Source organism: Streptacidiphilus neutrinimicus (assembly GCF_000787815.1).
Classification (GTDB): Bacteria; Actinomycetota; Actinomycetes; order Streptomycetales; family Streptomycetaceae; genus Streptacidiphilus; species Streptacidiphilus neutrinimicus.
The window spans coordinates 44,259-69,795 of sequence record NZ_BBPO01000022.1 but is presented as its reverse complement, the minus strand read 5'-3'; the positions used below and the strand labels follow the sequence as shown (position 1 = coordinate 69,795).

Annotated in this window: 22 protein-coding genes and 3 tRNA genes; 21 read left to right on the top strand and 4 right to left on the bottom strand. The window is 69.6% G+C overall.

From position 1 onward, the window contains the following. A partial coding sequence (locus tag TR48_RS43270; protein ID WP_042367819.1) for a hypothetical protein occupies nucleotides 1-660 on the bottom strand: 660 nt, incomplete at its 3' end. A gap of 186 nt (nucleotides 661-846) precedes the next feature. On the opposite strand from TR48_RS43270, the gene TR48_RS16530 reads away from it, so the two are divergent. The 8 genes from TR48_RS16530 (at nucleotide 847) to TR48_RS16495 (ending at nucleotide 5,715) form a co-directional block, all read left to right on the top strand. Further along, nucleotides 847-919 (top strand) — tRNA-Thr (locus TR48_RS16530). 46 nt (nucleotides 920-965) lie between these two features. Next, nucleotides 966-1,041, top strand: a tRNA-Met gene (locus TR48_RS16525). A gap of 83 nt (nucleotides 1,042-1,124) precedes the next feature. Further along, nucleotides 1,125-1,289 (top strand): 50S ribosomal protein L33, encoded by a 165-nt coding sequence (rpmG, locus tag TR48_RS16520; RefSeq protein ID WP_004571794.1) that lies wholly within the window; start codon nucleotides 1,125-1,127, stop codon nucleotides 1,287-1,289. A gap of 142 nt (nucleotides 1,290-1,431) precedes the next feature. Beyond that, nucleotides 1,432-1,884, top strand: coding sequence for a MaoC family dehydratase N-terminal domain-containing protein (locus tag TR48_RS16515; RefSeq protein WP_042367743.1), 453 nt, complete (start codon nucleotides 1,432-1,434; stop codon nucleotides 1,882-1,884). Between the two features lie 7 nt (nucleotides 1,885-1,891). Beyond that, nucleotides 1,892-2,320, top strand: coding sequence for a MaoC family dehydratase (locus TR48_RS16510; RefSeq protein WP_042367741.1), 429 nt, complete (start codon nucleotides 1,892-1,894; stop codon nucleotides 2,318-2,320). Nucleotides 2,321-2,376: 56 nt separating this feature from the next. Continuing rightward, on the top strand, nucleotides 2,377-2,949 hold the full coding sequence (locus TR48_RS16505) for a TetR/AcrR family transcriptional regulator (protein WP_236652173.1): 573 nt from the start codon (nucleotides 2,377-2,379) through the stop codon (nucleotides 2,947-2,949). Between the two features lie 72 nt (nucleotides 2,950-3,021). Next, nucleotides 3,022-4,473 (top strand): DHA2 family efflux MFS transporter permease subunit, encoded by a 1,452-nt coding sequence (locus TR48_RS16500; RefSeq protein WP_042367737.1) that lies wholly within the window; start codon nucleotides 3,022-3,024, stop codon nucleotides 4,471-4,473. A 162-nt stretch (nucleotides 4,474-4,635) separates the two neighbouring features. Continuing rightward, nucleotides 4,636-5,715, top strand: a complete 1,080-nt coding sequence (locus TR48_RS16495) for a UDP-N-acetylmuramate dehydrogenase (protein WP_268873578.1) — start codon at nucleotides 4,636-4,638, stop codon at nucleotides 5,713-5,715. 42 nt (nucleotides 5,716-5,757) lie between these two features. On the opposite strand, the gene TR48_RS16490 is transcribed toward TR48_RS16495, so the two are convergent. Together TR48_RS16490 and TR48_RS16485 are read right to left on the bottom strand one after the other, a co-directional pair. Beyond that, nucleotides 5,758-6,834: an adenosine deaminase gene (locus TR48_RS16490; protein WP_084729489.1), complete on the bottom strand. Its 1,077-nt coding sequence runs from the start codon at nucleotides 6,832-6,834 to the stop codon at nucleotides 5,758-5,760. A gap of 60 nt (nucleotides 6,835-6,894) precedes the next feature. Beyond that, nucleotides 6,895-8,139: a pyridoxal phosphate-dependent aminotransferase gene (locus tag TR48_RS16485; RefSeq protein ID WP_042367733.1), complete on the bottom strand. Its 1,245-nt coding sequence runs from the start codon at nucleotides 8,137-8,139 to the stop codon at nucleotides 6,895-6,897. A 225-nt stretch (nucleotides 8,140-8,364) separates the two neighbouring features. Here TR48_RS16485 and TR48_RS16480 point away from each other — a divergent pair. The 11 genes from TR48_RS16480 to TR48_RS16430 all read left to right on the top strand — a co-directional run bounded on the left by TR48_RS16480 (nucleotide 8,365) and on the right by TR48_RS16430 (nucleotide 22,063). Then, nucleotides 8,365-8,437 (top strand) — tRNA-Trp (locus TR48_RS16480). A gap of 110 nt (nucleotides 8,438-8,547) precedes the next feature. Continuing rightward, nucleotides 8,548-8,880 carry a preprotein translocase subunit SecE gene (secE, locus tag TR48_RS16475; RefSeq protein ID WP_042367731.1) on the top strand — a complete coding sequence of 111 codons (333 nt, stop codon included), beginning with the start codon at nucleotides 8,548-8,550 and terminating at the stop codon, nucleotides 8,878-8,880. Between the two features lie 105 nt (nucleotides 8,881-8,985). Beyond that, nucleotides 8,986-9,783, top strand: coding sequence for a transcription termination/antitermination protein NusG (gene nusG, locus TR48_RS16470; protein WP_236652172.1), 798 nt, complete (start codon nucleotides 8,986-8,988; stop codon nucleotides 9,781-9,783). Nucleotides 9,784-9,943: 160 nt separating this feature from the next. Next, entirely contained in the window at nucleotides 9,944-10,123 is a 180-nt protein-coding gene (locus TR48_RS16465; RefSeq protein ID WP_042367728.1) for a hypothetical protein, read from the top strand. Nucleotides 10,124-10,275: 152 nt separating this feature from the next. Then, the gene (gene rplK, locus TR48_RS16460; RefSeq protein ID WP_042367726.1) at nucleotides 10,276-10,710 is read left to right on the top strand and encodes a 50S ribosomal protein L11; all 435 of its coding nucleotides are present in this window, start codon (nucleotides 10,276-10,278) and stop codon (nucleotides 10,708-10,710) included. Nucleotides 10,711-10,807: 97 nt separating this feature from the next. Then, nucleotides 10,808-11,530, top strand: coding sequence for a 50S ribosomal protein L1 (gene rplA / locus TR48_RS16455; RefSeq protein WP_042367724.1), 723 nt, complete (start codon nucleotides 10,808-10,810; stop codon nucleotides 11,528-11,530). 138 nt (nucleotides 11,531-11,668) lie between these two features. Then, complete coding sequence (locus tag TR48_RS38925; protein WP_052442713.1) at nucleotides 11,669-12,517, top strand: SCO4651 family lipoprotein; 849 nt, start codon at nucleotides 11,669-11,671, stop codon at nucleotides 12,515-12,517. A gap of 356 nt (nucleotides 12,518-12,873) precedes the next feature. Further along, nucleotides 12,874-13,446 (top strand): 50S ribosomal protein L10, encoded by a 573-nt coding sequence (gene rplJ / locus TR48_RS16445; RefSeq protein ID WP_042367721.1) that lies wholly within the window; start codon nucleotides 12,874-12,876, stop codon nucleotides 13,444-13,446. 78 nt (nucleotides 13,447-13,524) lie between these two features. Beyond that, nucleotides 13,525-13,908, top strand: coding sequence for a 50S ribosomal protein L7/L12 (gene rplL, locus TR48_RS16440; RefSeq protein ID WP_042367717.1), 384 nt, complete (start codon nucleotides 13,525-13,527; stop codon nucleotides 13,906-13,908). 655 nt (nucleotides 13,909-14,563) lie between these two features. After that, nucleotides 14,564-18,037 carry a DNA-directed RNA polymerase subunit beta gene (rpoB, locus tag TR48_RS16435; protein ID WP_042367714.1) on the top strand — a complete coding sequence of 1,158 codons (3,474 nt, stop codon included), beginning with the start codon at nucleotides 14,564-14,566 and terminating at the stop codon, nucleotides 18,035-18,037. Between the two features lie 126 nt (nucleotides 18,038-18,163). Then, on the top strand, nucleotides 18,164-22,063 hold the full coding sequence (locus TR48_RS16430; RefSeq protein ID WP_042367711.1) for a DNA-directed RNA polymerase subunit beta': 3,900 nt from the start codon (nucleotides 18,164-18,166) through the stop codon (nucleotides 22,061-22,063). Nucleotides 22,064-22,130: 67 nt separating this feature from the next. Here the strand turns inward: TR48_RS16430 and TR48_RS16425 are convergent, their stop codons facing one another. Beyond that, on the bottom strand, nucleotides 22,131-23,348 hold the full coding sequence (locus TR48_RS16425; protein ID WP_084729488.1) for a DUF2786 domain-containing protein: 1,218 nt from the start codon (nucleotides 23,346-23,348) through the stop codon (nucleotides 22,131-22,133). A 132-nt stretch (nucleotides 23,349-23,480) separates the two neighbouring features. On the opposite strand from TR48_RS16425, the gene TR48_RS16420 reads away from it, so the two are divergent. Continuing rightward, nucleotides 23,481-24,842 (top strand): DUF2637 domain-containing protein, encoded by a 1,362-nt coding sequence (locus TR48_RS16420; protein ID WP_042367708.1) that lies wholly within the window; start codon nucleotides 23,481-23,483, stop codon nucleotides 24,840-24,842. A 124-nt stretch (nucleotides 24,843-24,966) separates the two neighbouring features. Beyond that, the gene (locus TR48_RS16415) at nucleotides 24,967-25,509 is read left to right on the top strand and encodes a DUF1707 and DUF4190 domain-containing protein (RefSeq protein WP_236652171.1); all 543 of its coding nucleotides are present in this window, start codon (nucleotides 24,967-24,969) and stop codon (nucleotides 25,507-25,509) included. The last annotated feature ends 28 nt before the right edge of the window (nucleotides 25,510-25,537 follow it).

Below are 25,537 nucleotides of genomic sequence, written 5' to 3'. Positions count from 1 at the left end.
CCAGTGCAGGTCCAGCGGCAGGCCGCAGTCGTCCGCCAGCTCCAGCAGCGCGGCGAGACGGTCCTGTGCCTCCGGCCCGTCGCCGGGGCGTCCGCCCAGCGCGTGGACGCCCGCGCGCGCCGCCGCGCGCAGCGACGCGCGGGCCGAACCGGCCGCCGCGCCCGTCAACGGGCCTGGCAGGGCGGTGATCTGCAGGTCCATCAGCCCGTACAGGTCGCGGGCGGCTTGGAGCGCCGCGTCGAGCCGGGCGGGGCCCGTGACCGGCGTGACCAGGATGTGGGTGCGCACGAGGGTCGAGCCGTAGCCGAGGTAGGTCAGCGCGGCCTCGGTGATCCGGCGGCGCACGTCGTCGTCGGCCGAGGCCGAAGCAGGGGCGGAGGGGCCGGCGGAGGGCTCGGCGCAGGCGTCGGCGTGGGCGTCGGCGGTCAGCGCCTCGTCCAGGTGCGCGTGCGGCTCGGCGGGCGCGGGCAGCAGCAGGTAGCCGCCGAGGTCGATCCGCTCGGCGGCGCGCAGGGAGCCCACGGCGCCGACCGCCTCGATCCGCTCGCCGCTGAGACGGACGTCCACCGTCCGTCCGTCGGCCAGACGGGCGCCGGTGAGCAGCAGGCCGCCCGGACCGTTGGCCCCGGGATCCGCCTCGGCCCCGGCCTCAGCCCCCATGGCCCGCATCCATGCCGGAATCGCTCCCTCGCTCGCAAGATCGCAGACCAGTGAGCCTAGGGCCCGGCGGACGGGCCGTCCGGGAGGCGCGTGGGGCGTGCGGGCCGGGGCGGGATTAGTCGTACCGGGCGGGCGCAGAACGGATTTCACGGTTGGGCTGCGGACCGTGTAATGTCTTCCCCGTTCGCCCCTATAGCTCAGTCGGTAGAGCGTCTCCATGGTAAGGAGAAGGTCTGCGGTTCGATTCCGCATGGGGGCTCGGATGAGAGGGTTCCCCACCGCAGGGTGGGGAACGCGATCGTCGTGGCGGTGTAGCTCAGTTGGTAGAGCAAGCGGCTCATAATCGCTGTGTCACCGGTTCAAGTCCGGTCACCGCTACCACGCCTGTAGCCGATTTTCGGGTAACCACTCGATCGGCTACTCTTGTCTGTCTGTAACGTTGTCTGTCCGAGGAAGGCACTCCCGTGGCCGCCACTGATGTCCGTCCGAAGATCACGCTGGCGTGCGTGGAGTGCAAGGAGCGGAACTACATCACCAAGAAGAACCGGCGTAACGACCCGGACCGTCTTGAGATGAAGAAGCACTGCCCCCGCTGCAACGCTCACACCGCGCACCGCGAGACCCGCTGACCCTGCGCCGCAAGGCACCGGGTCGGTCTCGACCGATGGTTTTCAGGCGAAGGCCGCTCCCAGCTCATGGGGGCGGCCTTTCGTCGTGTTCGCATCCGCACCCCATGCACAAGGCACCATCCCGTCACGTCAGGAGTCACGCATGCCGCTGGACCCCGCCTTCGTCGGGCGGACCTACCCGCCCACCCCGGCCTACGAGGTGGGCCGCGAGAAGATCCGCGAGTTCGCCGAGGCCGTCCGCGACGCCAACCCGGCGTACACCGACCGCGAGGCCGCCAAGGCCCTCGGCCACCCGGACGTGGTCGCCCCGCCGACCTTCCCCTTCGTGATCACCTACCGCGCCGCCGCGCAGGTGGTCCAGGACCCGGAGCTGGGCCTGGACTTCACCCGCGTCGTCCACGGCGACCAGCGCTTCGTCTACAACCGCCCGGTCCGGGCCGGGGACCGGCTGAGCGTGACCTGCGTGATCGACTCGATCAAGTCGCTGGCGGGCAACGACGTCCTCTCGGTCCGCGGCGAGGTGGCCGACGAGAGCGGCGAGCACGTGGTGACGGCTTACATGACGCTGGTGGCCCGTGCCGCCGAGGGGGAGTGAGGCAGCGATGAGCGCGATCGTCAACTACGACGAGGTCGAGGTCGGCACCGAACTGCCGGCGCAGTCCTTCCCGGTGACCCGGGCCACGCTGGTCCAGTACGCGGGCGCCTCCGGCGACTTCAACCCGATCCACTGGAACGAGGCCTTCGCCACTTCCGTGGGCCTGCCGGACGTGATCGCACACGGCATGTTCACCATGGCCGAGGCCGTCCGCGTGGTCACCGACTGGGTGGTCGACCCGGGCGCGGTCGTCGAGTACGGGGTCCGCTTCACCAAGCCGGTCGTCGTGCCGAACGACGAGGCGGGCGCCGTGATCGAGGTCACCGGCAAGGTGGCGGCCAAGCTGGACGACCGCCGGGTCCGCGTGGACCTGGTCGCCACCAGCGCGGGCCAGAAGGTGCTCGGCATGTCCCGAGCCGTCGTCCAGCTGGCCTGAGACCCCTCTCCCGAGGGCTCTTGACGTAGTTAGTAATCAACCACTAACTTTGAACCATGGCGAAGACGAGCATGCGGATGAGCGCGGAGGAGCGACGCGAGAGCGTCATCCGCGCCGCCGTGATCGAGTTCGCCGCCCACGGCTACAACGGCACCTCGACCGCGGCGATCGCCCGCCGGGTCGGGGTGTCGCAGCCCTACCTGTTCCGCCTGTTCGAGAACAAGCGGGCGCTCTTCGAGGCCGCTGTCCGCCGCTGCACGGAGGAGATCAAGCAGAGCTTCCTCCGGGCCGCCGAGGGCAAGCAGGGCGAGGAGGCGCGCCTGGCGATGGCCGAGGTCTACTTCGAGCTGATCGAGGACAAGTCCCGGCTGCTCATGCAGCTGCAGATGTACGTCTCCACGGCGGCCGCCGAGGCCGCCGGCGATCACGAGGTGGGCGAGGCCGTCCGCGCCCTCTGGACGGACCTGTGGGACACGGTGGCCGCGGCGTCCGGCGCCACGCCGGAGGAGGTCACCGAGTTCTTCGCCTACGGGATGCTGATCAACAACCTGGTCGCCATGGGCTTTCCGGTGGATCACCGCCTCTGGCAGGGCTTCGGCAAGGACTACCTGGGCTGCCCGGTGGTCTGACCCGCTGAAGCGTGTTTTTTTGCCCGCCGAAGTTATTGATTGATTACTTTCAAGCTGCGCCTGGGGGACAGCATGCGCAAGATCAGTCCGGCCGTCTGGGCCTTCCTCATCACCAGTACCGCAGGCTTCATGGCCGCCCTCGACAATCTCGTGGTGACCACCGCCCTGCCGTCCATCCGGGCCCACCTCGGCGGCGGGATCACCGACCTCGAGTGGACCGTCAACGCCTACACCCTGACCTTCGCCGTGCTGCTGATGTTCGGCGCGGCCCTCGGCGACCGCTTCGGGCGACGGCGGATCTTCACCGTCGGCCTCGCGCTGTTCACGCTCTCCTCGCTCGCCGCGGCGCTCGCGCCGAACATCGGCGCGCTGGTCGCGGCGCGCGCCGCGCAGGGCGTCGGAGCGGCGCTGCTCACACCGGTCAGCCTCACCCTGCTCACCGCCGCGGTCCCCGCCGCCCGGCGCGGGCTCGCCTTCGGCGCCTGGGGAGCGGTCAACGGCATGGCCGTGGCGCTCGGCCCGCTGATCGGCGGGACGGTCGTCGAGCACCTCTCCTGGCAGTGGATCTTCGCGCTGAACGTCCCGATCGGCCTCGCGCTGCTGCCACTGGCCCGTCTGCGGCTGACCGAGTCCCACGGCCCCAACAGCCGACTCGACGTGGTCGGCACCGCCCTGGCCAGCGCCGGTCTCTTCGGCATCGTCTACGGCCTGATCCGCGGCAACTCCGACGGCTGGACCAGCGGGCCCGTCCTCTCCGGGCTGGTGGTCGGGGCCGCGCTGCTGGTCTCCTTCCTCGTCTGGGAGTCCCGCACCGCCACGCCGCTGCTGCCGCTGCGCCTCTTTAGGATCCGCACCTTCTCCGCGGTCAACGCGGCCTCGATGCTGATGTCGCTCGGCATGTTCGGCGCGATCTTCCTGCTCAGCCAGTTCCTGCAGAACGTGCAGGGGTACAGCCCGATGACCGCGGGCGTGCGGATGCTGCCCTGGACCGGCATGCCGATGCTCGTCGCCCCACTGGCCGGCCTGCTGGTCGACCGGATCGGCGGCCGGGTCGTCATCGCCATGGGCCTGGCCCTGCAGACCCTCGGGCTGGCCTGGTTCGCGCTGATCGTCTCCCCGCACGTGAGCTACGTCTCGCAGGTGCCGCCGCTGATCATCTCCGGCGTCGGCATGGCGCTGTTCTTCAGCCCGGTCGCGGCCGTGCTGATGGGCTCCGTCCGGCCGCAGGAGCAGGGTGTGGCCTCCGGCGCGAACAACGCGCTGCGTGAGGTCGGCGGCGCGCTCGGCGTCGCGGTCCTGACGTCGGTCTTCACCGCGCACGGCAGCTACGCCAGCGGCCAGAGCTACGTCGACGGCCTCACCCCGGCGCTGTGGGTCGGCGCCGCGGCCATCGCCGCCGCGACCGTCGCGATCCTCCTCGCCCCGCGTCGCTCCCGCACCACCCCGTCCCTCCCGGTCGCCTCCGGCGAATCCTCGGGAACCACCGACACCGTCGCCGACCCCACCCCGGCCCCGGTGGCCTGACGACCCAAACCCCCTCCGACCTCCGTCCGGGAGCCCCCCGCCAGGCGAGCGTGCGTCTGGCCCCAGGGCCCCGGCCGGAGGCCGGCTTGCTGGGCGGGGTCGTTTGCCCGCGCGGCCGCGGCGTGTGCCGGGCGGGCCGGTGGGTTGCCGGGGAGGCGGCCCGTGGCCCGTACGCTAGACCCCGTGCAGGAACTCCATGACGCGCCCCTGGCCCCCCTGACCACGCTCCGGATCGGCGGGCCCGCCGCCCGGCTGGTGACGGCGACGACCGACGACGAGGTCGTCGCCGTCGTGCGGGCCGCCGACGAGGCGGGCGAGCCGCTGCTGGTTCTCGGCGGCGGCAGCAACCTGGTCATCGGCGACGCCGGCTTCCCCGGCACCGTCCTGCGCGTCGCCACCGAGGGCTTCGCCCTCGACGGGGCTCGCCTCACCGTCGCCGCGGGCGAGGTCTGGTCGCAGGTCGTCGACCGGGCCGTCCTGGACCACGGGCTCGCGGGGATCGAGTTCCTGGCCGGCATCCCCGGCTCGGCGGGGGCCACCCCGGTGCAGAACGTCGGCGCCTACGGCCAGGAGGTCGCCGACACGATCACCGAGGTCGTCGCGTACGACCGCCGCACGGGGGAGACGGTGACCGTCCCCGCCGCCGAGTGCGGCTTCGCCTACCGTCACAGCCGCTTCAAGGCCGAGCCCGACCGCTACGTCGTGCTGCGGGTCACCTTCGCGCTGACCGACGCGGAGGGCGCGTCCAGCCCGGTCCGGTACGCCGAGACGGCCCGTGCCCTCGGGGTCGCCGAGGGCGAGCGCGCGGACCTGCGCGCGGCCCGGGAGGCGGTGCTGAAGCTCCGTTCCGGCAAGGGCATGGTGCTCGATCCGGAGGACCACGACACCTGGTCGGCAGGGTCGTTCTTCACCAACCCGATCCTCACCGAGGCCGAGCACGCCGCCTTCCTGGCCCGCGTCGCCGAGCGCCTCGGCCCCGACGCCCAGCCGCCCGCGTACCCGGCGGGGGAGGGCCGGGTGAAGACCTCCGCGGCCTGGCTGATCGACAAGGCCGGCTTCACCAAGGGCTACGGCGCCGGCCCGGCCCGCCTCTCCGGCAAGCACACCCTCGCCCTCACCAACCGCGGCGCCGCCACCGCCGCCGATCTGCTGGCCCTCGCCCGCGAGGTCCAGGGCGGCGTCGTCGACGCGTTCGGGGTGACCCTGGTGAACGAGCCCGTCATGGTGGGCGTCGAGCTCTGACGCCGACGCCGGCCGCGTGCGGGCGGCACAGGGGTGGGGCGCCTACCCCGGCTGCCCGGCGGGCAGGGCCAGCCACGCGTCGATGTCCGACAGCAGCCGGGTTCGGACCGGCTCAGGGGCGAGCGAGCCGCGCACGCCCTGGCGGGCCAGCTCGGCCAACTCCTCGTCCGTGAAGCCGTGGTGCTGCCGCGCCGACTCGTACTGCGCGGCCAGCCGGGAGCCGAACAGCAACGGGTCGTCCGCGCCCAGCGCGAGCGGCACGCCCGCCTCGAAGAGCTTGCGCAGCGGCACGTCCTCGGGGCGTTCGTAGACGCCGAGCGCGACGTTGGACGCCGGGCACACCTCGCAGGTGACCTGCTCCTGCGCCAGCCGCCGCATCAACTCCGGGCTCTCGGCGGCCCGTACGCCGTGCCCGATGCGGCGCGCGCCCAAGTCGTCCAGGCAGGACCGGACGCTCGACGGACCGGCGAGCTCGCCCCCGTGCGGCGCGGCCAGCAGCCCGGCCTCGGTGGCGATCCGGAACGCACGGTCGAAGTCCCGTGCCATGCCCCGGCGTTCGTCGTTCGACAGGCCGAACCCGACGACGCCCTGGTCCGCGTAGCGCACCGCGAGGCGGGCGAGGGTACGGGCGTCGAGGGGGTGCTTCATCCGGTTCGCGGCGACCAGCACCCGGATGCCCACGCCGGTGCGCCGCGAGGCGTCGTCCACGGCGTCCAGCACCAGCTCCAGCGCGGGGATCAGCCCACCGAGACGCGGCGCGTAGGAGGTGGGGTCGACCTGGATCTCCAGCCAGCCGGAACCGTCGGCCCGCTCGTCCTCGGCGGCCTCCAGGACCAGCCGCCGGATGTCGTCCTCGTCCTGAAGGCAGTTCCGCGCGGCGTCGTACAGGCGCTGGAACCGGAACCAGCCGCGCTCGTCGGTGGCCCGCAGTCTGGGCGGCTCCGCGCTGACGAGCGCCTCCGGCAGGCGGATGCCGTGCTTGTCGGCAAGCTCCAGCAGCGTCGCGGGGCGCATCGAGCCGGTGAAGTGCAGGTGCAGGTGGGCCTTCGGCAGCAGCCGGACATCACGGGGCGCGGAAGGCAGCGTCGATGGACGGGACGGGGCTAGTACCTGTTCCATCCACAGATCCTACCGGGGCGTCGGGGGGCGCGAAGAGCCTCTTCGCGCCCCCCGATGGGGCTACTGCGCCTCGCTCAAGAGCTTCTGGATCCGGCTCACGCCCTCGACCAGGTCGTCGTCGCCCAGCGCGTAGCTGAGCCGCAGGTAGCCGGGGGTGCCGAAGGCCTCGCCCGGGACGACGGCGACCTCGGCCTCGTCCAGGATCAGCGCGGCCAGCTCCGCCGAGGTGGCCGGGCGCCTGCCCCGGATCTCCTTGCCCAGCAGCGCCTTGACCGACGGGTAGGCGTAGAACGCGCCCTCGGGCTCGGGGCAGACCACGCCGGGGATCTCGTTCAGCATCGAGACGATCGTGCGCCGGCGCCGGTCGAAGGCGACCTTCATCTCGTCGACCGCCGCCAGGTCCCCGGCGACGGCCGCCAGCGCCGCCCGCTGGGCGACGTTGCTGACATTGGACGTGGCGTGCGACTGCAGGTTGGTCGCCGCCTTGACGACGTCCTGCGGGCCGATGACCCACCCCACGCGCCAGCCCGTCATCGCGTAGGTCTTCGCGACGCCGTTGACCACGATGCACTTGTCCGCCAGCTCCGGCACCGCGACCGGCAGCGAGACGAACTCGGCGTCCCCGTAGACGAGGTGCTCGTAGATCTCGTCCGTCAGCACCCACAGGCCGTGCTCGGCGGCCCAGCGGCCGACCGCCTCGACCTCCTCGCGGGTGTAGACCGCGCCCGTCGGGTTGGAGGGGGAGACGAAGAGCAGCACCTTGGTGTTCTCGGTGCGCGCGGCCTCCAGCTGCTCCACGGAGACCTTGTACCCGGTGGTCTCGTCGGCCACGACCACGACCGGGACGCCGCCCGCCAGCGCGATCGACTCGGGGTAGGTGGTCCAGTACGGCGCCGGGACGATCACCTCGTCGCCCGGGTCGAGGATCGCGGCGAACGCCTCGTAGATGGCCTGCTTGCCGCCGTTGGTGACGAGCACCTGCGAGGCGTCCACGGCCCAGCCGGAGTCGCGCAGCGTCTTCGCGGCGATGGCGGCCTTGAGCTCGGGCAGGCCTCCGGCGGGGGTGTAGCGGTGGTTCTTCGGGTCGCGGCACGCGGCCACGGCCTCCTCGACGATGTAGTCCGGCGTCGGGAAGTCCGGCTCGCCCGCGCCGAAGCCGATGACCGGACGTCCGGAGGCCTTCAGGGCCTTGGCCTTGGCGTCGACGGCCAGGGTCGCGGACTCCGCGATGGCGCCGACGCGCGCCGAGACGCGACGGTCGGCGGGACGGATAGTTGCGTCAGGGGTGGGGGAGGCAGCGCTCATATCGGCATGCTCGCAGAAGGCTTCAGCCGGGGTCGCGGCATTCCGGAATGCGACCCGAACGGGTCCGAGCTGCGGTCCTCGGGCGGAACGCATTCGACGCGCGACCCATCCACCCCCTACACTCAACCCTCGTTGGAAGCCCTTCCGACGGCACGCCAGGCCGCAGACACCTGCGGGGGCCGCGATGCTGTAGGTTGGGACTGCGAGTCCGCACCACGGGCTCAAAGGGCTATAGCTCAATTGGTAGAGCACCGGTCTCCAAAACCGGCGGTTGGGGGTTCAAGTCCCTCTGGCCCTGCTGTCCGCTCTGTCGGAAACCTTGGACAGGCGGTACCGTCAGCAGTGCAATCAGGGGCCTCGTGACATGCGAGCGCCCCTACAGGTACCCGGATATCAGGTGAGGGACAAGTGACGGAGACCGTAGGCTCCACCGCCACACCTGAGAGCGGCAACTCCGCCGGTGGTGAGGATCTCTCCCGCCGCGACCGGAAGCGTGCCCGCAAGGCCGGCGACCCGGAGAGCAAGGGCGGTCGCAAGCGCGACAAGGGCCCGAACATCTTCAAGCGCACCGCGCTCTTCTACCGTCAGATCATCACCGAGCTGCGCAAGGTCGTCTGGCCGTCGCGCTCGGACCTGACCTCCTACACGACGGTCGTCATCGTCTTCGTCGTGGTGATCATGGCGATCGTCTACGGTCTCGACACCGGCTTCGTGAAGCTCGCGCAGCTGGTCTTCGGCTGATCCTCCGCCTCCTCAGCGGTTCGCCCCGTTGTCCGGGCGCTCCGCTACCGTTGCTTCGGTATCGTGGAATCCACCGATCGCAACAAGCAGGAAGAAGCAGCCAACGTGTCTGAGTCCCACTTCGAGGAGATCGTCGACAGCGGCGCGGACGTCGACGAGGTCGAGGCTGCCGAGGAAACGGCCGGCCGCTCCGCGGAGGAAGAGGCCGTGACCGTGGTCAGCGAGGACGAGTCCGAGGCGACGGAGGCCTTCGAGGAGTCCGGCTCCACCGTCACCGAGGACGACGGTGTGGAGATCGACCCCGTGGCCGCGTTCCGCGAGGAGCTGCGCACCGCCCCCGGCGAGTGGTACGTCATCCACACCTACGCGGGCTACGAGAACCGCGTCAAGGCGAACCTGGAGCAGCGCGCGGTCTCGCTGAACGTCGAGGACTACATCTACCAGGCCGAGGTGCCGCAGGAAGAGGTCGTCCAGATCAAGAACGGCGACCGGAAGACCATCCGCCAGAACAAGCTCCCCGGCTACGTCCTGGTGCGCATGGACCTCACCAACGAGTCCTGGGGCGTGGTCCGCAACACCCCCGGTGTCACCGGCTTCGTCGGCAACGCCTACGACCCGTACCCGCTGACGCTGGACGAGGTCGTCAAGATGCTGGCTCCGGACGTCGAGCGCGCCGCCGCCAAGGAGGCCGGCAAGCCGAGCCCGGTCCGTCCCGCGGAGGTCCAGGTCCTGGACTTCGAGGTCGGCGACTCGGTCACCGTCACCGACGGCCCCTTCGCCACGCTGCAGGCGACCATCAACGAGATCAACCCGGACTCGAAGAAGGTCAAGGGCCTGGTCGAGATCTTCGGCCGGGAGACCCCGGTCGAGCTCTCCTTCGACCAGATCGCCAAGAACGACTGATCCACGCCGGGCCGCTTCGGCGGACAGCCGCGGACCCCGCACCCATGAGGGGTGCGGGGTTCCGTCGTTGAGGAGTGGGGCTGATCCCCGGGCGGCGGGGAGCTGCCCGCGCCGGTTCCTGCGCGGAGGCTACGGCCGGGATCTGACGCCGGAGGAGTTCGTGCGGACCGAGCCCGCCCCGCCCGACGGAGCGCCGCCGTCGGTCGAGGCGTCCCGGGCGTCGATCGGACGGCGGGCGGCTCGGGACGCGGTGCCGCCGCCGGTCCGGGCGGGGCCGGAGGGCGCGGCGCGGGCACTGGGCGGGCTGGCGGAGGGCGTGGAGCGGCTGCTCGGCAGGTAAGCGATTTCGGGGCGGCGGGGGTCTCGGGCTATTCTGGTTCGATGTGTGTGCGCTGTCGGCCGTGTGCCCGGCGCCACACGATCATCCAAGGCCCCGCCGGTGCGCTGACGCACGCCGGTCGGGAACACCTCTCGTAAGGACCCGGAGAGAGCATGCCTCCCAAGAAGAAGAAGGTCACGGGGCTTATCAAGCTCCAGATCAACGCCGGTGCGGCCAACCCCGCGCCGCCCGTCGGCCCGGCCCTGGGTCAGCACGGCGTCAACATCATGGAGTTCTGCAAGGCCTACAACGCCGCGACCGAGTCGCAGCGTGGCATGGTCGTGCCGGTGGAGATCACGGTCTACGAGGACCGTTCCTTCACCTTCATCACCAAGACTCCGCCGGCCGCTCGCCTCATCCTGAAGGCCGCGGGCGTGGAGAAGGGCTCCGGCGAGCCGCACAAGACCAAGGTCGCCAAGATCACGGCCGCCCAGGTCCGCGAGATCGCCACCACCAAGATGCCCGACCTGAACGCGAACGACATCGAGATGGCCGAGCGCATCATCGCCGGTACCGCTCGTTCGATGGGCATCACCGTCGAGGGCTGAGCTGCGGCTCAGGCTCGACAGAGCTTTTCCCGTGGTAGGGCCGGGCGCGGTCCGCAGCAACCACGACTCCACGCCAAGAAATCCAGTAGGAGCAGCAGTGAAGCGCAGCAAGGCTCTGACTGCCGCGGCCGCCAAGGTCGACCGCGAGCGTCTGTACGCCCCCCTCGAGGCCATCCGCCTCGCCAAGGAGACCTCCACCACCAAGTTCGACGCGACCGTCGAGGTGGCCATGCGCCTGGGTGTCGACCCGCGCAAGGCCGACCAGATGGTCCGCAGCACCGTGAACCTCCCGCACGGCACCGGCAAGACCGCCCGGGTCCTGGTCTTCGCGACCGGTGACCGTGCCGCGGCCGCGGAGGCTGCGGGCGCCGACATCGTCGGCGCCGACGAGCTGATCGACGAGGTCGCCAAGGGTCGCCTGGACTTCGACGCCGTCGTCGCCACCCCGGACCTCATGGGCAAGGTCGGCCGCCTCGGCCGCGTGCTCGGTCCCCGTGGTCTGATGCCGAACCCGAAGACCGGCACCGTCACCGTCGACGTGGCGAAGGCTGTCACGGAGATCAAGGGCGGCAAGATCGAGTTCCGCGTCGACAAGCACTCGAACCTGCACCTGATCATCGGCAAGACCTCCTTCGACACCGAGAAGCTGGTCGAGAACTACGCCGCGGCGCTCGAGGAGGTCCTCCGGGCCAAGCCGTCCGCCGCCAAGGGCCGCTACATCAAGAAGGTCGCCGTCAGCACGACGATGGGCCCGGGCATCCAGGTGGACCCGAACCGCACCCGCAACCTCCTCGTCGAGGAGGACCCTGCGGCGGTCTGATCCCCCCGGATCGCCGTAGGACCGTAGGTCTGTAACGGGCCGGTACCAAGCCTCATCGAGGCTCGGTACCGGTCCGTTCGCCGTCGTAGGACGGGTGTAGCGTCGTTGTTCGCACGCTTCGCGAACAGGGGGATTCCCATGCGTCACACCCGTACTCTCGCCGCCGCAGCCACCGTGGCCCTGGCCGTCGTCGGCCTGTCGGCCTGCGGAGGCGGCAAGCAGGCCTCCGCGTCCGGCACGGCGAGCACGGCCTCCGTCCCGATGGTGAGCGTGGCCGACGCGATGTCGGCGGCCTCCCAGGCCACCCAGAAGTACACCTCGGTCAGCATGACGATGAAGGAGCAGGTCACCGCCCAGGGCAAGCAGGTGAACATCTCCGGGAACGGCAAGGTCTCCTGGAACCCGGTGGGTCTCGACATGACCATGGACAGCCCGGACATGGCCGCCAGCCTGGGCGGCAGCACCTCGCTGCACATGATGATGTCCGGCACGACCATGTACATGGGCTTCACCGGCAGCGCGCCCGCCGACCTCAAGGGCAAGCACTGGATGAAGCTGGACCTGTCCAAGAACGCGGCGCTGGCCTCGTCGCTGAACCAGAGCAACGGTCAGGACCCGGCCACGCAGGTCAAGCTGTTCACCTCGTCCGGCGACATCAAGCGGGTCGGCACCGAGACGGTCGACGGCGTCTCCACCACCCACTACGCGGGCACGGTGGACCTCGCCAAGCTCGCGGCCCAGCAGGACCCGCAGCTGAAGTCCCTGATCCAGCAGGACAGCAAGCTGGGCGTCAGCACCATGAACGTGGACCTCTGGGTCAACAGCCAGAGCCTGCCGGTCCGTATGCAGGAGAGCACGCCCGCCTCCTCGTCCGTGCCGATGAACGTGACGATCGACTACACCGACTACGGCACCGCGCCGGTCGCCGTCACGCCGCCGGCGGCGAGCGACACCCTGGACATGTCCACGCTGCTGCCGACGGGCTGACGGCTCGACGACCGCTCGACGACCGCCCGCCCGGGGGCGATTTGCTCCGCGGGCGGGCGGTCACGTACTCTCGAGGCAAGCCACTGACCGCTGGTTGCTCCCGTATGCCCCTGGGTGGACGAGAGCCGAAGGATCCGCACAGCGAAAGCTGCGGGTGACCCGCGCAGGTTGATTCGAGGACTTCTGTCCCATCGCTCCGTCGCGCGGGTTCGCACGGCGTCGAGCGGAGGTCGAGCCCCGTGCGCCTGCGCCGGGGCTCTTGTAGTTCCACCGAAGCTTTCCTTCCGGCAGTCAGGTTTAGCAGGTCGACTCTCTGGTCGGCCACGCATCGACATCACGGAAGGAGGCGTAAGCCTATGGCAAGGCCCGACAAGGCTGCCGCCGTTGCCGAGATCACGGACAAGTTCCGCGGCTCGAACGCGGCCGTGCTGACCGAGTACCGCGGTCTGACCGTGGCGCAGCTGAAGACGCTGCGTCGCTCGCTCGGCGACAACGCCCAGTACGCCGTGGTGAAGAACACGCTGACCAAGATCGCGGCCAACGAGGTCGGGATCACCCAGCTCGACGACCTGTTCACCGGTCCGACGGCTGTCGCCTTCGTCACCGGTGACCCGGTGGAGTCGGCCAAGGCTCTGCGTGACTTCGCCAAGGAGAACCCGGCGCTCGTCATCAAGGGCGGTGTGCTTGACGGCAAGCCGCTGACCGGTGACGACATCAAGAAGCTCGCGGACCTCGAGTCCCGCGAGGTGCTGCTCTCCAAGCTCGCCGGCGCCATGAAGGCCAAGCAGTCCTCGGCTGCCGCGCTCTTCCAGGCTCTGCCGTCGAAGCTTGTTCGCACGGTCGAGGCGCTGCGCGCCAAGGTCGAGGAGCAGGGCGGTGCCGGTACGCCGGCCCCCGCCGTCGAGGACGAGGCTCCCGCCGCGGAGTAATCCGTTCTCGCAGCGGGCCGTGCACGCCCGCCGTTCATTACATCCGGCACCAGCCGACTTAGTGGAAGGACGCCAATCATGGCGAAGCTCAGCCAGGACGACCTGCTCGCGCAGTTCGAGGAGATGACCCTCATCGAGCTCTCCGAGTTCGTGAAGGCCTTCGAGGAGAAGTTCGACGTCACCGCCGCCGCCCCGGTCGCGGTTGCCGCCGGTGTTCCGGGTGCCCCGGTTGCCGAGGCCGCTGAGGAGAAGGACGAGTTCGACGTCATCCTCACCGGTGCCGGCGACAAGAAGATCCAGGTCATCAAGGTCGTGCGTGAGCTGACCTCCCTGGGCCTGAAGGAGGCCAAGGACCTCGTCGACGGTGCGCCGAAGCCGCTGCTCGAGAAGGTCAACAAGGAGGCCGCTGACAAGGCCGCCGACGCGCTCAAGGCCGCCGGCGCTTCGGTCGAGGTCAAGTAAGACCTTTCGCGGCCCGATCCCTCCGGGGATCGGAGCGCGAGCGCTCTGCCGAACCGGGGCGATCACTCTTTGGAGTGATCGCCCCGGTTTGTTTATGTCCGGAACGGTCCGATTCAGGCCATCTGGTCTAGCGTGGGTGCTCCGCTGTCAGCGGGCGGGAGTATGGTGATCGTCGTCGGCGCTCAGCAGGGGTGATGTCGGTCCGTAACCGAGGTGAGAGCCCCGGTGCCCTTGACGAACGGCCAGCAGCGCGCAATTCTCAGGACGCGAGGTCTTGAGCGAAGGCACCAGAGAAGGCATGGATTCGCCGTCTGAGGGGAAGCATTCCCCCGGCGACGAAGTGACCGCCTGAGGACGTCCCCGGGAGGGGGCGTCCCGCGAGGTAGGGAGTTCTGAGATTCGGTCTCCGAATCCGGACTGGACAGCAGTGCAGCCTGTGGCTACACTGTCCCTTTGCGCTGCCTTTTAGCTGCTCCGTGACTCGTCGCCCGGAGTCTGCGCTGCCCCGACCAGGGGTGGCACCCCGCCCGCGCACCGCCTCTGAACAGGGAAGATCCCCTGTCTGAGGGTTCGGTGCGAGAGCGCGGATGCTACCCGTGAGACGGGCGGGCCCGGTACGCGCGTAGTGAGTCCGAGCCCTCGGAAGGACCCCCTCTTGGCCGCCTCGCGCAACGCCTCGAACACCTCCGCATCCACCGCCCCGCTCCGCATTTCCTTCGCGAAGATCAAGGAGCCGCTTGAGGTTCCGAACCTCTTGGCGCTCCAGACCGAGAGCTTTGACTGGCTCCTCGGCAACGCCGCATGGAAGGCGCGGGTCGACGCCGCCCTCGATGAGGGCTTCGACGTCCCCACCAAGTCCGGTCTGGAGGAGATCTTCGAGGAGATCTCCCCGATCGAGGACTTCTCCGGGTCCATGTCGCTGACGTTCCGCGACCACCGTTTCGAGCCTCCGAAGAACTCGATCGACGAGTGCAAGGACCGCGACTTCACGTACGCGGCCCCGCTCTTCGTCACGGCCGAGTTCACGAACAACGAGACTGGTGAGATCAAGTCCCAGACGGTCTTCATGGGCGACTTCCCCCTGATGACCAACAAGGGCACCTTCGTCATCAACGGCACCGAGCGTGTCGTCGTGTCCCAGCTGGTCCGTTCGCCGGGTGTCTACTTCGACACCACGCTGGACAAGACCTCGGACAAGGACATCTACTCCGCCAAGGTCATCCCGTCCCGCGGTGCCTGGCTGGAGCTGGAGATCGACAAGCGCGACATGGTCGGTGTCCGCATCGACCGCAAGCGCAAGCAGTCGGTCACGGTGCTGCTCAAGGCCCTCGGCTGGACCTCCGAGCAGATCCTGGAGGAGTTCGGCCAGTACGAGTCGATGCGCGCCACCCTGGAGAAGGACCACACCCAGGGCCAGGACGACGCGCTGCTCGACATCTACCGCAAGCTGCGTCCGGGCGAGCCGCCGACGCGCGAGGCCGCGCAGACGCTGCTGGAGAACCTCTACTTCAACAGCAAGCGCTACGACCTGGCCAAGGTCGGCCGGTACAAGATCAACAAGAAGCTGGGCGTCGCCCAGGGCATCGACTCCGGTGTGCTGACCGTCGACGACATCATCGCGACGATCAAGTACCTGGTGCAGCTGCACGCGGGCGAGACCGAGACGGTCGCGCCGAACGGCCAGACGCTCGTCATCGAGGATGACGACATCGACCACTTCGGCAACCGTCGTCTGCGCAACGTCGGCGAGCTGATCCAGAACCAGGTCCGTACGGGTCTCGCCCGTATGGAGCGCGTCGTGCGCGAGCGCATGACCACCCAGGACGTCGAGGCGATCACGCCGCAGACCCTGATCAACATCCGGCCGGTCGTCGCCTCCATCAAGGAGTTCTTCGGCACCAGCCAGCTGTCCCAGTTCATGGACCAGACGAACCCGCTGTCGGGTCTGACCCACAAGCGTCGTCTGTCCGCGCTGGGCCCCGGTGGTCTCTCCCGTGAGCGCGCCGGCTTCGAGGTCCGTGACGTGCACCCGTCCCACTACGGACGCATGTGCCCGATCGAGACCCCGGAAGGCCCGAACATCGGTCTGATCGGTTCGCTCGCCTCCTACGGCCGGGTCAACGCCTTCGGCTTCGTGGAGACGCCGTACCGCAAGGTCGTCGAGGGTGTCGTCACCGACGACCTGGACTACCTGACCGCCGACGAGGAGGACCGCTTCGTCATCGCGCAGGCCAACGCGCCGCTGACGGACGAGAACACCTTCGCCGAGGCCCGCGTCCTGGTCCGCCGCCGTGGCGGCGAGATCGACTACATCCCCGGTGTCGAGATCGACTACATGGACGTCTCGCCGCGCCAGATGGTGTCGGTCGCGACCGCCATGATCCCGTTCCTCGAGCACGACGACGCCAACCGCGCGCTCATGGGCTCGAACATGATGCGCCAGGCCGTCCCGCTGCTGAAGAGCGAGTCCCCGCTCGTCGGCACCGGCATGGAGTACCGCGCCGCCGTCGACGCAGCCGACGTCATCACCGCCGAGAAGGACGGCGTGGTCCAGGAGGTCTCCGCGGACTACGTCACCGTCGCCAACGACGACGGCACCTACACCACCTACCGGGTGGCCAAGTTCACGCGCTCCAACCAGGGCACGGCCTTCAACCAGAAGGTCATCGTGGACGAGGGCGCCCGCATCATCGCCGGCCAGGTCCTGGCCGACGGCCCCTGCACCGACGAGGGCGAGATGGCCCTCGGCAAGAACCTGCTTGTGGCGTTCATGCCGTGGGAGGGTCACAACTACGAGGACGCGATCATCCTGTCGCAGCGCCTCGTGCAGGACGACGTCCTCTCCTCGATCCACATCGAGGAGCACGAGGTCGACGCCCGTGACACCAAGCTCGGCCCCGAGGAGATCACCCGGGACATCCCGAACGTCTCCGAGGAGGTCCTCGCGGACCTCGACGAGCGCGGCATCATCCGCATCGGCGCCGATGTCACCACCGGTGACATCCTGGTCGGCAAGGTCACCCCGAAGGGTGAGACCGAGCTGACCCCGGAGGAGCGCCTGCTGCGCGCGATCTTCGGTGAGAAGGCCCGTGAGGTCCGCGACACCTCGCTGAAGGTTCCCCACGGTGAGTCCGGCAAGGTCATCGGCGTCCGCGTCTTCGACCGCGAAGAGGGCGACGAGCTGCCCCCGGGCGTGAACCAGCTGGTCCGCGTCTACGTGGCGCAGAAGCGCAAGATCACCAACGGTGACAAGCTCGCCGGCCGTCACGGCAACAAGGGTGTCATCTCCAAGATCCTGCCGGTCGAGGACATGCCGTTCCTCGCCGACGGCACCCCGGTCGACATCGTCCTCAACCCCCTCGGCGTCCCGTCCCGAATGAACCCGGGACAGGTCCTGGAGACCCACCTCGGCTGGCTGGCCAAGCAGGGCTGGGACGTCTCCGGCATCGCCGACGAGTGGGCCCGCCGCCTGCAGAAGATCGGCGCCGACAAGGCGGACCCGGGTACCAACCTGGCCACCCCGGTCTTCGACGGTGCGCGCGAGGACGAGATCACCGGTCTGCTGGAGAACACCATCCCGACCCGTGACGGCGACCGCCTGGTCGGCCAGTCCGGCAAGGCCCAGCTGTTCGACGGCCGCTCCGGCGAGCCGTTCCCGATGCCGATCTCGGTCGGCTACATGTACATCCTCAAGCTGCACCACCTGGTCGACGACAAGCTCCACGCCCGTTCGACCGGTCCGTACTCCATGATCACGCAGCAGCCGCTGGGTGGTAAGGCGCAGTTCGGTGGTCAGCGCTTCGGTGAGATGGAGGTGTGGGCCCTGGAGGCGTACGGCGCCGCCTACGCCCTGCAGGAGCTCCTCACCATCAAGTCCGACGACGTCCTCGGCCGCGTGAAGGTCTACGAGGCCATCGTCAAGGGCGAGAACATCCCCGAGCCCGGCATCCCCGAGTCCTTCAAGGTCCTCATCAAGGAGATGCAGTCGCTCTGCCTGAACGTGGAGGTGCTGTCGTCCGACGGCATGTCCATCGAGATGCGTGACTCCGACGAGGACGTGTTCCGCGCCGCGGAGGAGCTCGGTATCGACCTGTCCCGGCGCGAGCCGAGCAGCGTCGAAGAGGTCTGACAGGGGTAGGGCCGGCCTCCACTTCAAGCAAGGCCGGCCCTTCGACCCCCAGGCCCCCCTTTCAGACCAGACAGACGTTTTCGACCCCCGCCCCGCTTTCTGGGGTGACGAAAGGGATTGACGAGAGTGCTCGACGTCAACTTCTTCGATGAGCTGCGAATCGGCCTGGCCACCGCTGACGACATCCGTCAGTGGTCGCACGGCGAGGTCAAGAAGCCCGAGACCATCAACTACCGCACCCTGAAGCCCGAAAAGGACGGCCTCTTCTGCGAGAAGATCTTCGGCCCGACCCGGGACTGGGAGTGCTACTGCGGTAAGTACAAGCGCGTCCGCTTCAAGGGCATCATCTGCGAGCGCTGCGGCGTCGAGGTGACCCGCGCCAAGGTGCGCCGTGAGCGGATGGGCCACATCGAGCTGGCCGCCCCCGTCACGCACATCTGGTACTTCAAGGGCGTTCCGTCGCGCCTCGGCTACCTCCTGGACCTTGCCCCCAAGGATCTGGAGAAGGTCATCTACTTCGCCGCCTACATGATCACGTGGGTGGACGAGGAGCGCCGCACCCGTGACCTGCCCTCCCTGGAGGCCCAGGTCTCCGTGGAGCGCCAGCAGGTCGAGCAGCGCCGTGACTCCGACCTGGAGAACCGCGCCAAGAAGCTCGAGGCCGACCTGGCCGAGCTGGAGAACGAGGGCGCCAAGGCCGACGTTCGCCGCAAGGTGCGCGAGGGCGCCGAGCGCGAGATGAAGCAGCTGCGCGACCGCGCCCAGCGTGAGCTGGACCGCCTCGACGAGGTGTGGGCCCGCTTCAAGTCCCTCAAGGTCCAGGACCTCGAGGGCGACGAGCTGCTCTACCGCGAGCTGCGCGACCGCTTCGGCACCTACTTCATGGGCTCCATGGGCGCCGCGGCCCTGCAGAAGCGCCTGGAGTCCTTCGACCTGGAGGAGGAGGCCGAGAAGCTCCGCGAGATCATCAAGACGGGCAAGGGTCAGAAGAAGACCCGCGCCCTGAAGCGTCTCAAGGTCGTCTCCGCCTTCCTGCAGACCAACAACAAGCCGGCCGGCATGGTGCTGGACTGCGTCCCGGTCATCCCGCCGGACCTGCGTCCGATGGTGCAGCTGGACGGTGGCCGCTTCGCGACCTCCGACCTGAACGACCTGTACCGCCGCGTCATCAACCGCAACAACCGCCTGAAGCGGCTTCTCGACCTCGGCGCGCCCGAGATCATCGTGAACAACGAGAAGCGCATGCTCCAGGAGGCCGTGGACTCGCTGTTCGACAACGGCCGTCGCGGCCGTCCGGTCACCGGTCCGGGCAACCGCCCGCTGAAGTCCCTCAGCGACATGCTGAAGGGCAAGCAGGGTCGTTTCCGTCAGAACCTGCTCGGCAAGCGCGTCGACTACTCGGCCCGTTCGGTCATCGTCGTCGGCCCGCAGCTCAAGCTGCACCAGTGCGGTCTGCCGAAGGCCATGGCGCTGGAGCTCTTCAAGCCGTTCGTGATGAAGCGCCTGGTGGACCTGAACCACGCGCAGAACATCAAGTCGGCCAAGCGCATGGTCGAGCGTGCCCGCCCGGTCGTGTGGGACGTCCTCGAAGAGGTCATCGCGGAGCACCCGGTTCTGCTGAACCGTGCGCCCACGCTGCACCGCCTCGGCATCCAGGCCTTCGAGCCGCAGCTGGTCGAGGGCAAGGCCATCCAGATCCACCCGCTCGTCTGCACCGCGTTCAACGCGGACTTCGACGGTGACCAGATGGCCGTCCACCTGCCGCTCTCCGCGGAGGCGCAGGCCGAGGCCCGCATCCTGATGCTGTCCTCGAACAACATCCTCAAGCCCGCCGACGGTCGCCCGGTGACCATGCCGACCCAGGACATGGTGCTCGGTCTGTTCTTCCTGACCTCCGAGCGCGACCTGGACACGCTCCGCGGCGTGGGCCGCGCCTTCGGCGCGACCTCGGAGGCCGTCATGGCCTTCGACGCCAAGGAGCTGGACCTCCAGGCCCCGATCGACCTGCGTCTGCCCGCCGGCACGGTTCCGCCGCGCGGCTGGACCGCTCCGGTCGACGAGGACGGCAAGCCCACCTGGTCGGAGGGTGAGCCGCTGCGTCTGCGGACGACCCTGGGCCGCGCGCTCTTCAACGAGCTGCTGCCCGAGGACTACCCGTTCGTCGACTACGAGGTCGGCAAGAAGCAGCTCTCGGCGATCGTCAACGACCTCGCCGAGCGCTACCCCAAGGTCACCGTCGCGGCGACCCTGGACAACCTCAAGGCCGCCGGTTTCCACTGGGCCACCCGCTCCGGTGTCACCGTCTCGATCTCGGACGTCGTCGTTCCGCCGTCGAAGCCGCAGATCCTCGAGGGCTACGAGGCCCAGGCCGAGAAGGTCCAGAAGCAGTACGAGCGCGGTCTGATCACCCGTGACGAGCGCCAGCAGGAGCTCGTCGCGATCTGGACCAAGGCGACCAACGAGGTCGCCGAGGCGATGAACGCGAACTTCCCGAAGACGAACCCCATCTTCATGATGGTCGACTCGGGTGCTCGTGGAAACATGATGCAGATGCGTCAGATCGCCGGCATGCGTGGTCTGGTGTCGAACGCCAAGAACGAGACGATCGCCCGTCCCATCAAGGCGTCGTTCCGTGAGGGTCTGTCCGTGCTGGAGTACTTCATCTCCACCCACGGCGCCCGTAAGGGTCTGGCCGACACCGCCCTGCGTACCGCCGACTCCGGCTACCTGACTCGTCGTCTGGTCGACGTCTCCCAGGACGTCATCATCCGCGAGGAGGACTGCCAGACGGAGCGCGGTCTCAAGCTGCCGATCGCCAACGTGGCCGCCGACGGCTCGCTGCGCAAGGTCGACAACGTCGAGACCTCGGTCTACGCCCGCACGCTGTCCGAGGACGTCGTGGTCGACGGCCAGGTCATCGCCCCCGCGGGCGTGGACCTGGGTGACGTCATGATCGACGAGCTGGTCCGCCACGGCATCTCCGAGGTCAAGATCCGCTCGATCCTGACCTGTGAGTCCGCCGTCGGCACCTGCGCCATGTGCTACGGCCGCTCGCTGGCCACCGGCAAGCTGGTCGACATCGGTGAGGCGGTCGGCATCATCGCCGCCCAGTCCATCGGTGAGCCCGGCACCCAGCTGACGATGCGTACCTTCCACACCGGTGGTGTGGCGGGTGACGACATCACCCAGGGTCTGCCGCGTGTCGTCGAGCTCTTCGAGGCCCGCAACCCGCGTGGTGTGGCCCCGATCGCGGAGGCGGCCGGCCGCATCCGCATCGAGGACACCGAGAAGACCCGCAAGCTGGTCATCACGCCGGACGACGGCAGCGACGAGATCGCCTACCCGGTCTCCAAGCGCGTCAAGCTGCTGGTCGAGGAGGGCTCCTGGGTCGGCGTCGGCGAGAAGCTGACCGCCGGTACCGTGAACCCGCACGACGTGCTGCGCATCATGGGCCAGCGCGCGGTGCAGGTGCACCTGGTGGAGGAAGTCCAGAAGGTCTACAACTCCCAGGGTGTGTCGATCCACGACAAGCACATCGAGATCATCATCCGGCAGATGCTCCGCCGCGTGACGATCATCGAGTCGGGCGACGCCGAGCTGCTCCCGGGCGAGCTCGTCGAGCGCGGCCGCTTCGAGGTCGAGAACCGTCGTGTGGTCTCCGAGGGCGGTCACCCCGCCTCCGGCCGTCCGCAGCTGATGGGTATCACCAAGGCCTCGCTGGCCACCGAGTCCTGGCTGTCGGCCGCCTCCTTCCAGGAGACGACCAGGGTCCTGACGGACGCGGCGATCCACGCCAAGTCCGACCCGCTGCTGGGCCTCAAGGAGAACGTCATCCTCGGTAAGCTCATCCCGGCCGGTACGGGCCTGCCCCGCTACCGCAACATCCGGGTGGAGCCCACCGAGGAGGCGAAGGCCGCGATGTACTCCGCCGTCGGCTACGACGACATGGACTACTCGCCCTTCGGCGCCGGCTCCGGCCAGGCCGTCCCGCTGGACGACTACGACTACGGCCCGTACACGGGCTGACAGCCGCAGACACAGAGGCCCGGCTCCCCGAGGGGAGCCGGGCCTCCGGCGTTCAGGTGCGACGCCTTCAGGGGCGCAGTTCCTCGCGCCGCCGGCCGTGCAACTGAGCCCGGTCCGCCGCGGCCCGCCCCTGCTCCCAGCCGTCCAGGTCCGAGACGCGGATGGCGCGGCCCTTCTTGATGCTGGGGAAGAGCGCCAGCGTCTGCTCCTCCACGGCCTCCTGGCGGGCCGCGAGGACCGGCAGGAGGTTGCCGGCCGTGGTCTCCGCCTCCGCCTGGGCCGTCGCGGCGTTCAGCCGCTCGCGGATGCGGCTGGCGTAGGCGACCAGGAAGGACTGGCGGAACGCCTTGCTGCGGCCGCCCTGCTGGACCCTGCCGCTGTTCATCGCGGCCACCCCCTGGACCAGCAGGGAGGTGAACAGCAGCTCCACCGCGTCCAGGTCCGCCTCGAAGCCGACGACCGTGCAGAAGCCGTTGTGCTTGTCCCAGACCGCCTGGGAGCGGTTCGCGGAGGCCACCGCGTCCAGGAGGAGCGCCTTGGCCGACTCGTAGGGGTTGTCGATCCCCACCCGGATCGCCGCGGGCAGGGTGCGGTCCCCGCTGCGCGCGGCGAGCAGCGCCTCGTCGATGCTATGACGGGCCATCAGTTCCTGTGCCTTGGCGGTGAAGGCCTCCGCCTCCTCGGCGTAGGTCGTCGCCTCCGCCTTGGCCAGCAGCGCGCGGATGCGCGCCAGCTGCTTCGGTTCGCCCGGCACCGGGGCGGTGAGCGGGGCGTCGGAGCCGGGGACCGGGCCCACCTGGGTCAGCACCGGGGCGGTGCCCCACAGGCGCAGCAGCTCCAGCAGGTGGATCAGTGCGGAGAAGCGGTCCAGCCGCAGCCGCGCGGCCGTCTCGCCGAGCCAGGCGGAGTCCTCCGCCCAGTCGGGCCGCTCCGCGTCGATCTCGCGCAGTTGCTCCGTCCAACGGCGGTCGAACGCCGCGGGGGAGTAGCGCCGGGCCTCGGCCGCGATCAGGCCGACGGCCAGGGAGACGTGGGCCGGCCTCAACTGCCGACGCGTGAGCCTGACCACGTCGGCCGGCCGCCAGAAGCCGCGCGACCACATGGAACCGAGCAACTCCTCTGCCTGGCGCAGGAGTTCACGGTCGACGTCGGCACGCTCGGCGCCCTGTGCGGAGAGCCGCGAGGCCCAGTCCTCGACGGTCCGCTCGGCCTGCCGCGGCAGTGCGTACCGGGTGTCCGCCAGCGCCTGCGCGACCAGCTCGCGCGTCCCTGAATCCCTGCTCATACCCCCAGTGTCTCAAGCCGCCAGCCGCTGCTCGAAGATCAGACCCCACGCGATCACCAGCCCGGCACACCGGTATGGCAAGCTGTCTCCCCTCAAAGGCCCCCAGCGACCAACACGAAGCGAGCACGCCCCATGGCCGACCGCCCCGTGATAACCAAGACCCACCGCACCCTCATCGGTGTGGTGGCCGCCGGCGCTTTCATCATCGCCGGCATCGGTTTCGCAGGCTCCTACTCCGCCGTCCGCGTGCTTGCCACACGCAAGGGCTTCGGACTCTTCGCCTACGTGTTCCCGATCGGCGTCGACGTCGGCATCGCCGTGCTGCTGGCGCTCGACCTGGTGCTCACCTGGCTGCGCATCCCGTTCCCGCTGCTGCGTCAGGCGGCCTGGACGCTGACCGTCGGCACCATCGTCTTCAACGCGGCCTCCTCCGTCGGCGACCCGCTGGCGATGGGGATGCACGCGATCATCCCGCTGCTCTTCATCGTGGTCGTCGAGGCGGCGCGGCACGCCGTCGGGCGGATCGCGGACATCACCGCTGACCGCTACATGGAGTCGGTCCGGCTGTTCCGCTGGATCCTCTCCCCGCTGCCGACCTTCGTGCTCTGGCGGCGGATGAAGCTGTGGGAGCTGCGCTCGTACGACGAGGTCATCCGTCTGGAGCAGAACCGGCTCGTCTACCGGACGCACCTGCGCGCCCAGTACGGCCGCGGCTGGCGCTACCGTGCCCCCCTGGAGCTGCTGCTGCCGCTCAAGCTGGCCCGCTACGGCGTCCCGCTCGACCTGGACGTGGTCCGCGCCCACCGGGACTTCCGGGAGGTCGACCCCATCGTGGCCCCCGCGCTGGAGGCCCCGCTGCCGCACACCGCGCCGCATCCGCAGCCGGCGGACCAGACCCAGCCGGTGGAGCAGACCCAGCCGCTGGAGCAGGCGGAGGCGTTCGGCTCACCCGTTCGGCCGTACGCGCAGCCCCAGTCTCAGCAGCCGCACTCCCAGCAGGCCCAGCCGCAGCACCGGCAGCCGCAGCAGGCCCAGCCGCAGTCGCCGGAGCAGCCCCAGCCCGAGGCACAGCCCGCGGTGGACCCGCTGGTGGTCAACACGCTGCAGACCGTCGTCCGCAACCGGCACCGGCGCCTGCTGAACGTGCCGGACCAAGCCGGACAGCCTGTCGGCGGCGAGGACCAGGAGGCCGGCTCGGCCGACCCCTCGACCCGCGGCATCGGCTGGCTGCCCAACCAACAGCCCCCGTACCCGCCGCCCGGCCCGGAGGCCTGGTTCGCGCCGCAGCGCGAGGGGGAGGGCGAGGAGCCGCTGGACCTGTACTTCGAGGCCCTCACCTCGTTCATGGACACCTACAACCAGGAGCCGGACCCGCGTCAGCTGAGCGAGTACCTGGCCGCCGAGTACGGCACCCAGGTGTCGCCCGCCCTGCTGGACCGTCACTGGGCCGAGCTCGGGAGGCGCTACGCGGAGCGGGTCGAGACCAGCTCCTGAGCTTCTGTCACAAGCTCGTGACAGCACAGGTCGGAGATGCCGGGCACCGTGCGGGATCCCCGCTCGTCTTGCAGTATGGGGAGAGCAGGCGAGCGGGGAGGTCGCAGTGTCGATGATGCAGCCGATGCCACCGGGGAACCCGTGGCAGCGCCCTGTCGTCCCGCAGTCCGCGATGCGCGCGTCCCAGGCGGACCGCGAGCGGACCGTGGACGTGCTGAAGGCCGCCTTCGCGGAGGGCCGCCTCAGCACGGACGAGTACCACGACCGCACCGAGCGCGCGCAGTACGCGCAGACGTACGGGCAGCTCGGCCTGCTGGTGCAGGACCTGCCGGTCGGCCCCATGCCCACGCCGATGATGGCGCCCCCGCCGGCCTTCGCGGCGATGCCGCCTCCCGCGCCGCCGTACGGCTACGTCCCGCCGGGCTGGCCGCCGGTCCGGCGGCGAACCAACGGCGCCGCCACCGCGTCGCTGCTGCTCGGCCTGGCCCAGCTGGTCAGCGTCGGGGCGACCGGCCTGCCCGCGCTGATCTGCGGCGTCATCGCCAAGAACCAGCTGCGCACCCGGGACGAGGAGGGCGACGGGATGGCCACGGCCGGCATCATCCTCGGCAGCCTGGGCACAGTCCTGTGGGCTTTCTTCTTCCTTCTCGCGATCCGGCACGGCTAGGCTGCCTGGCGACTTGACAGCCGAACAT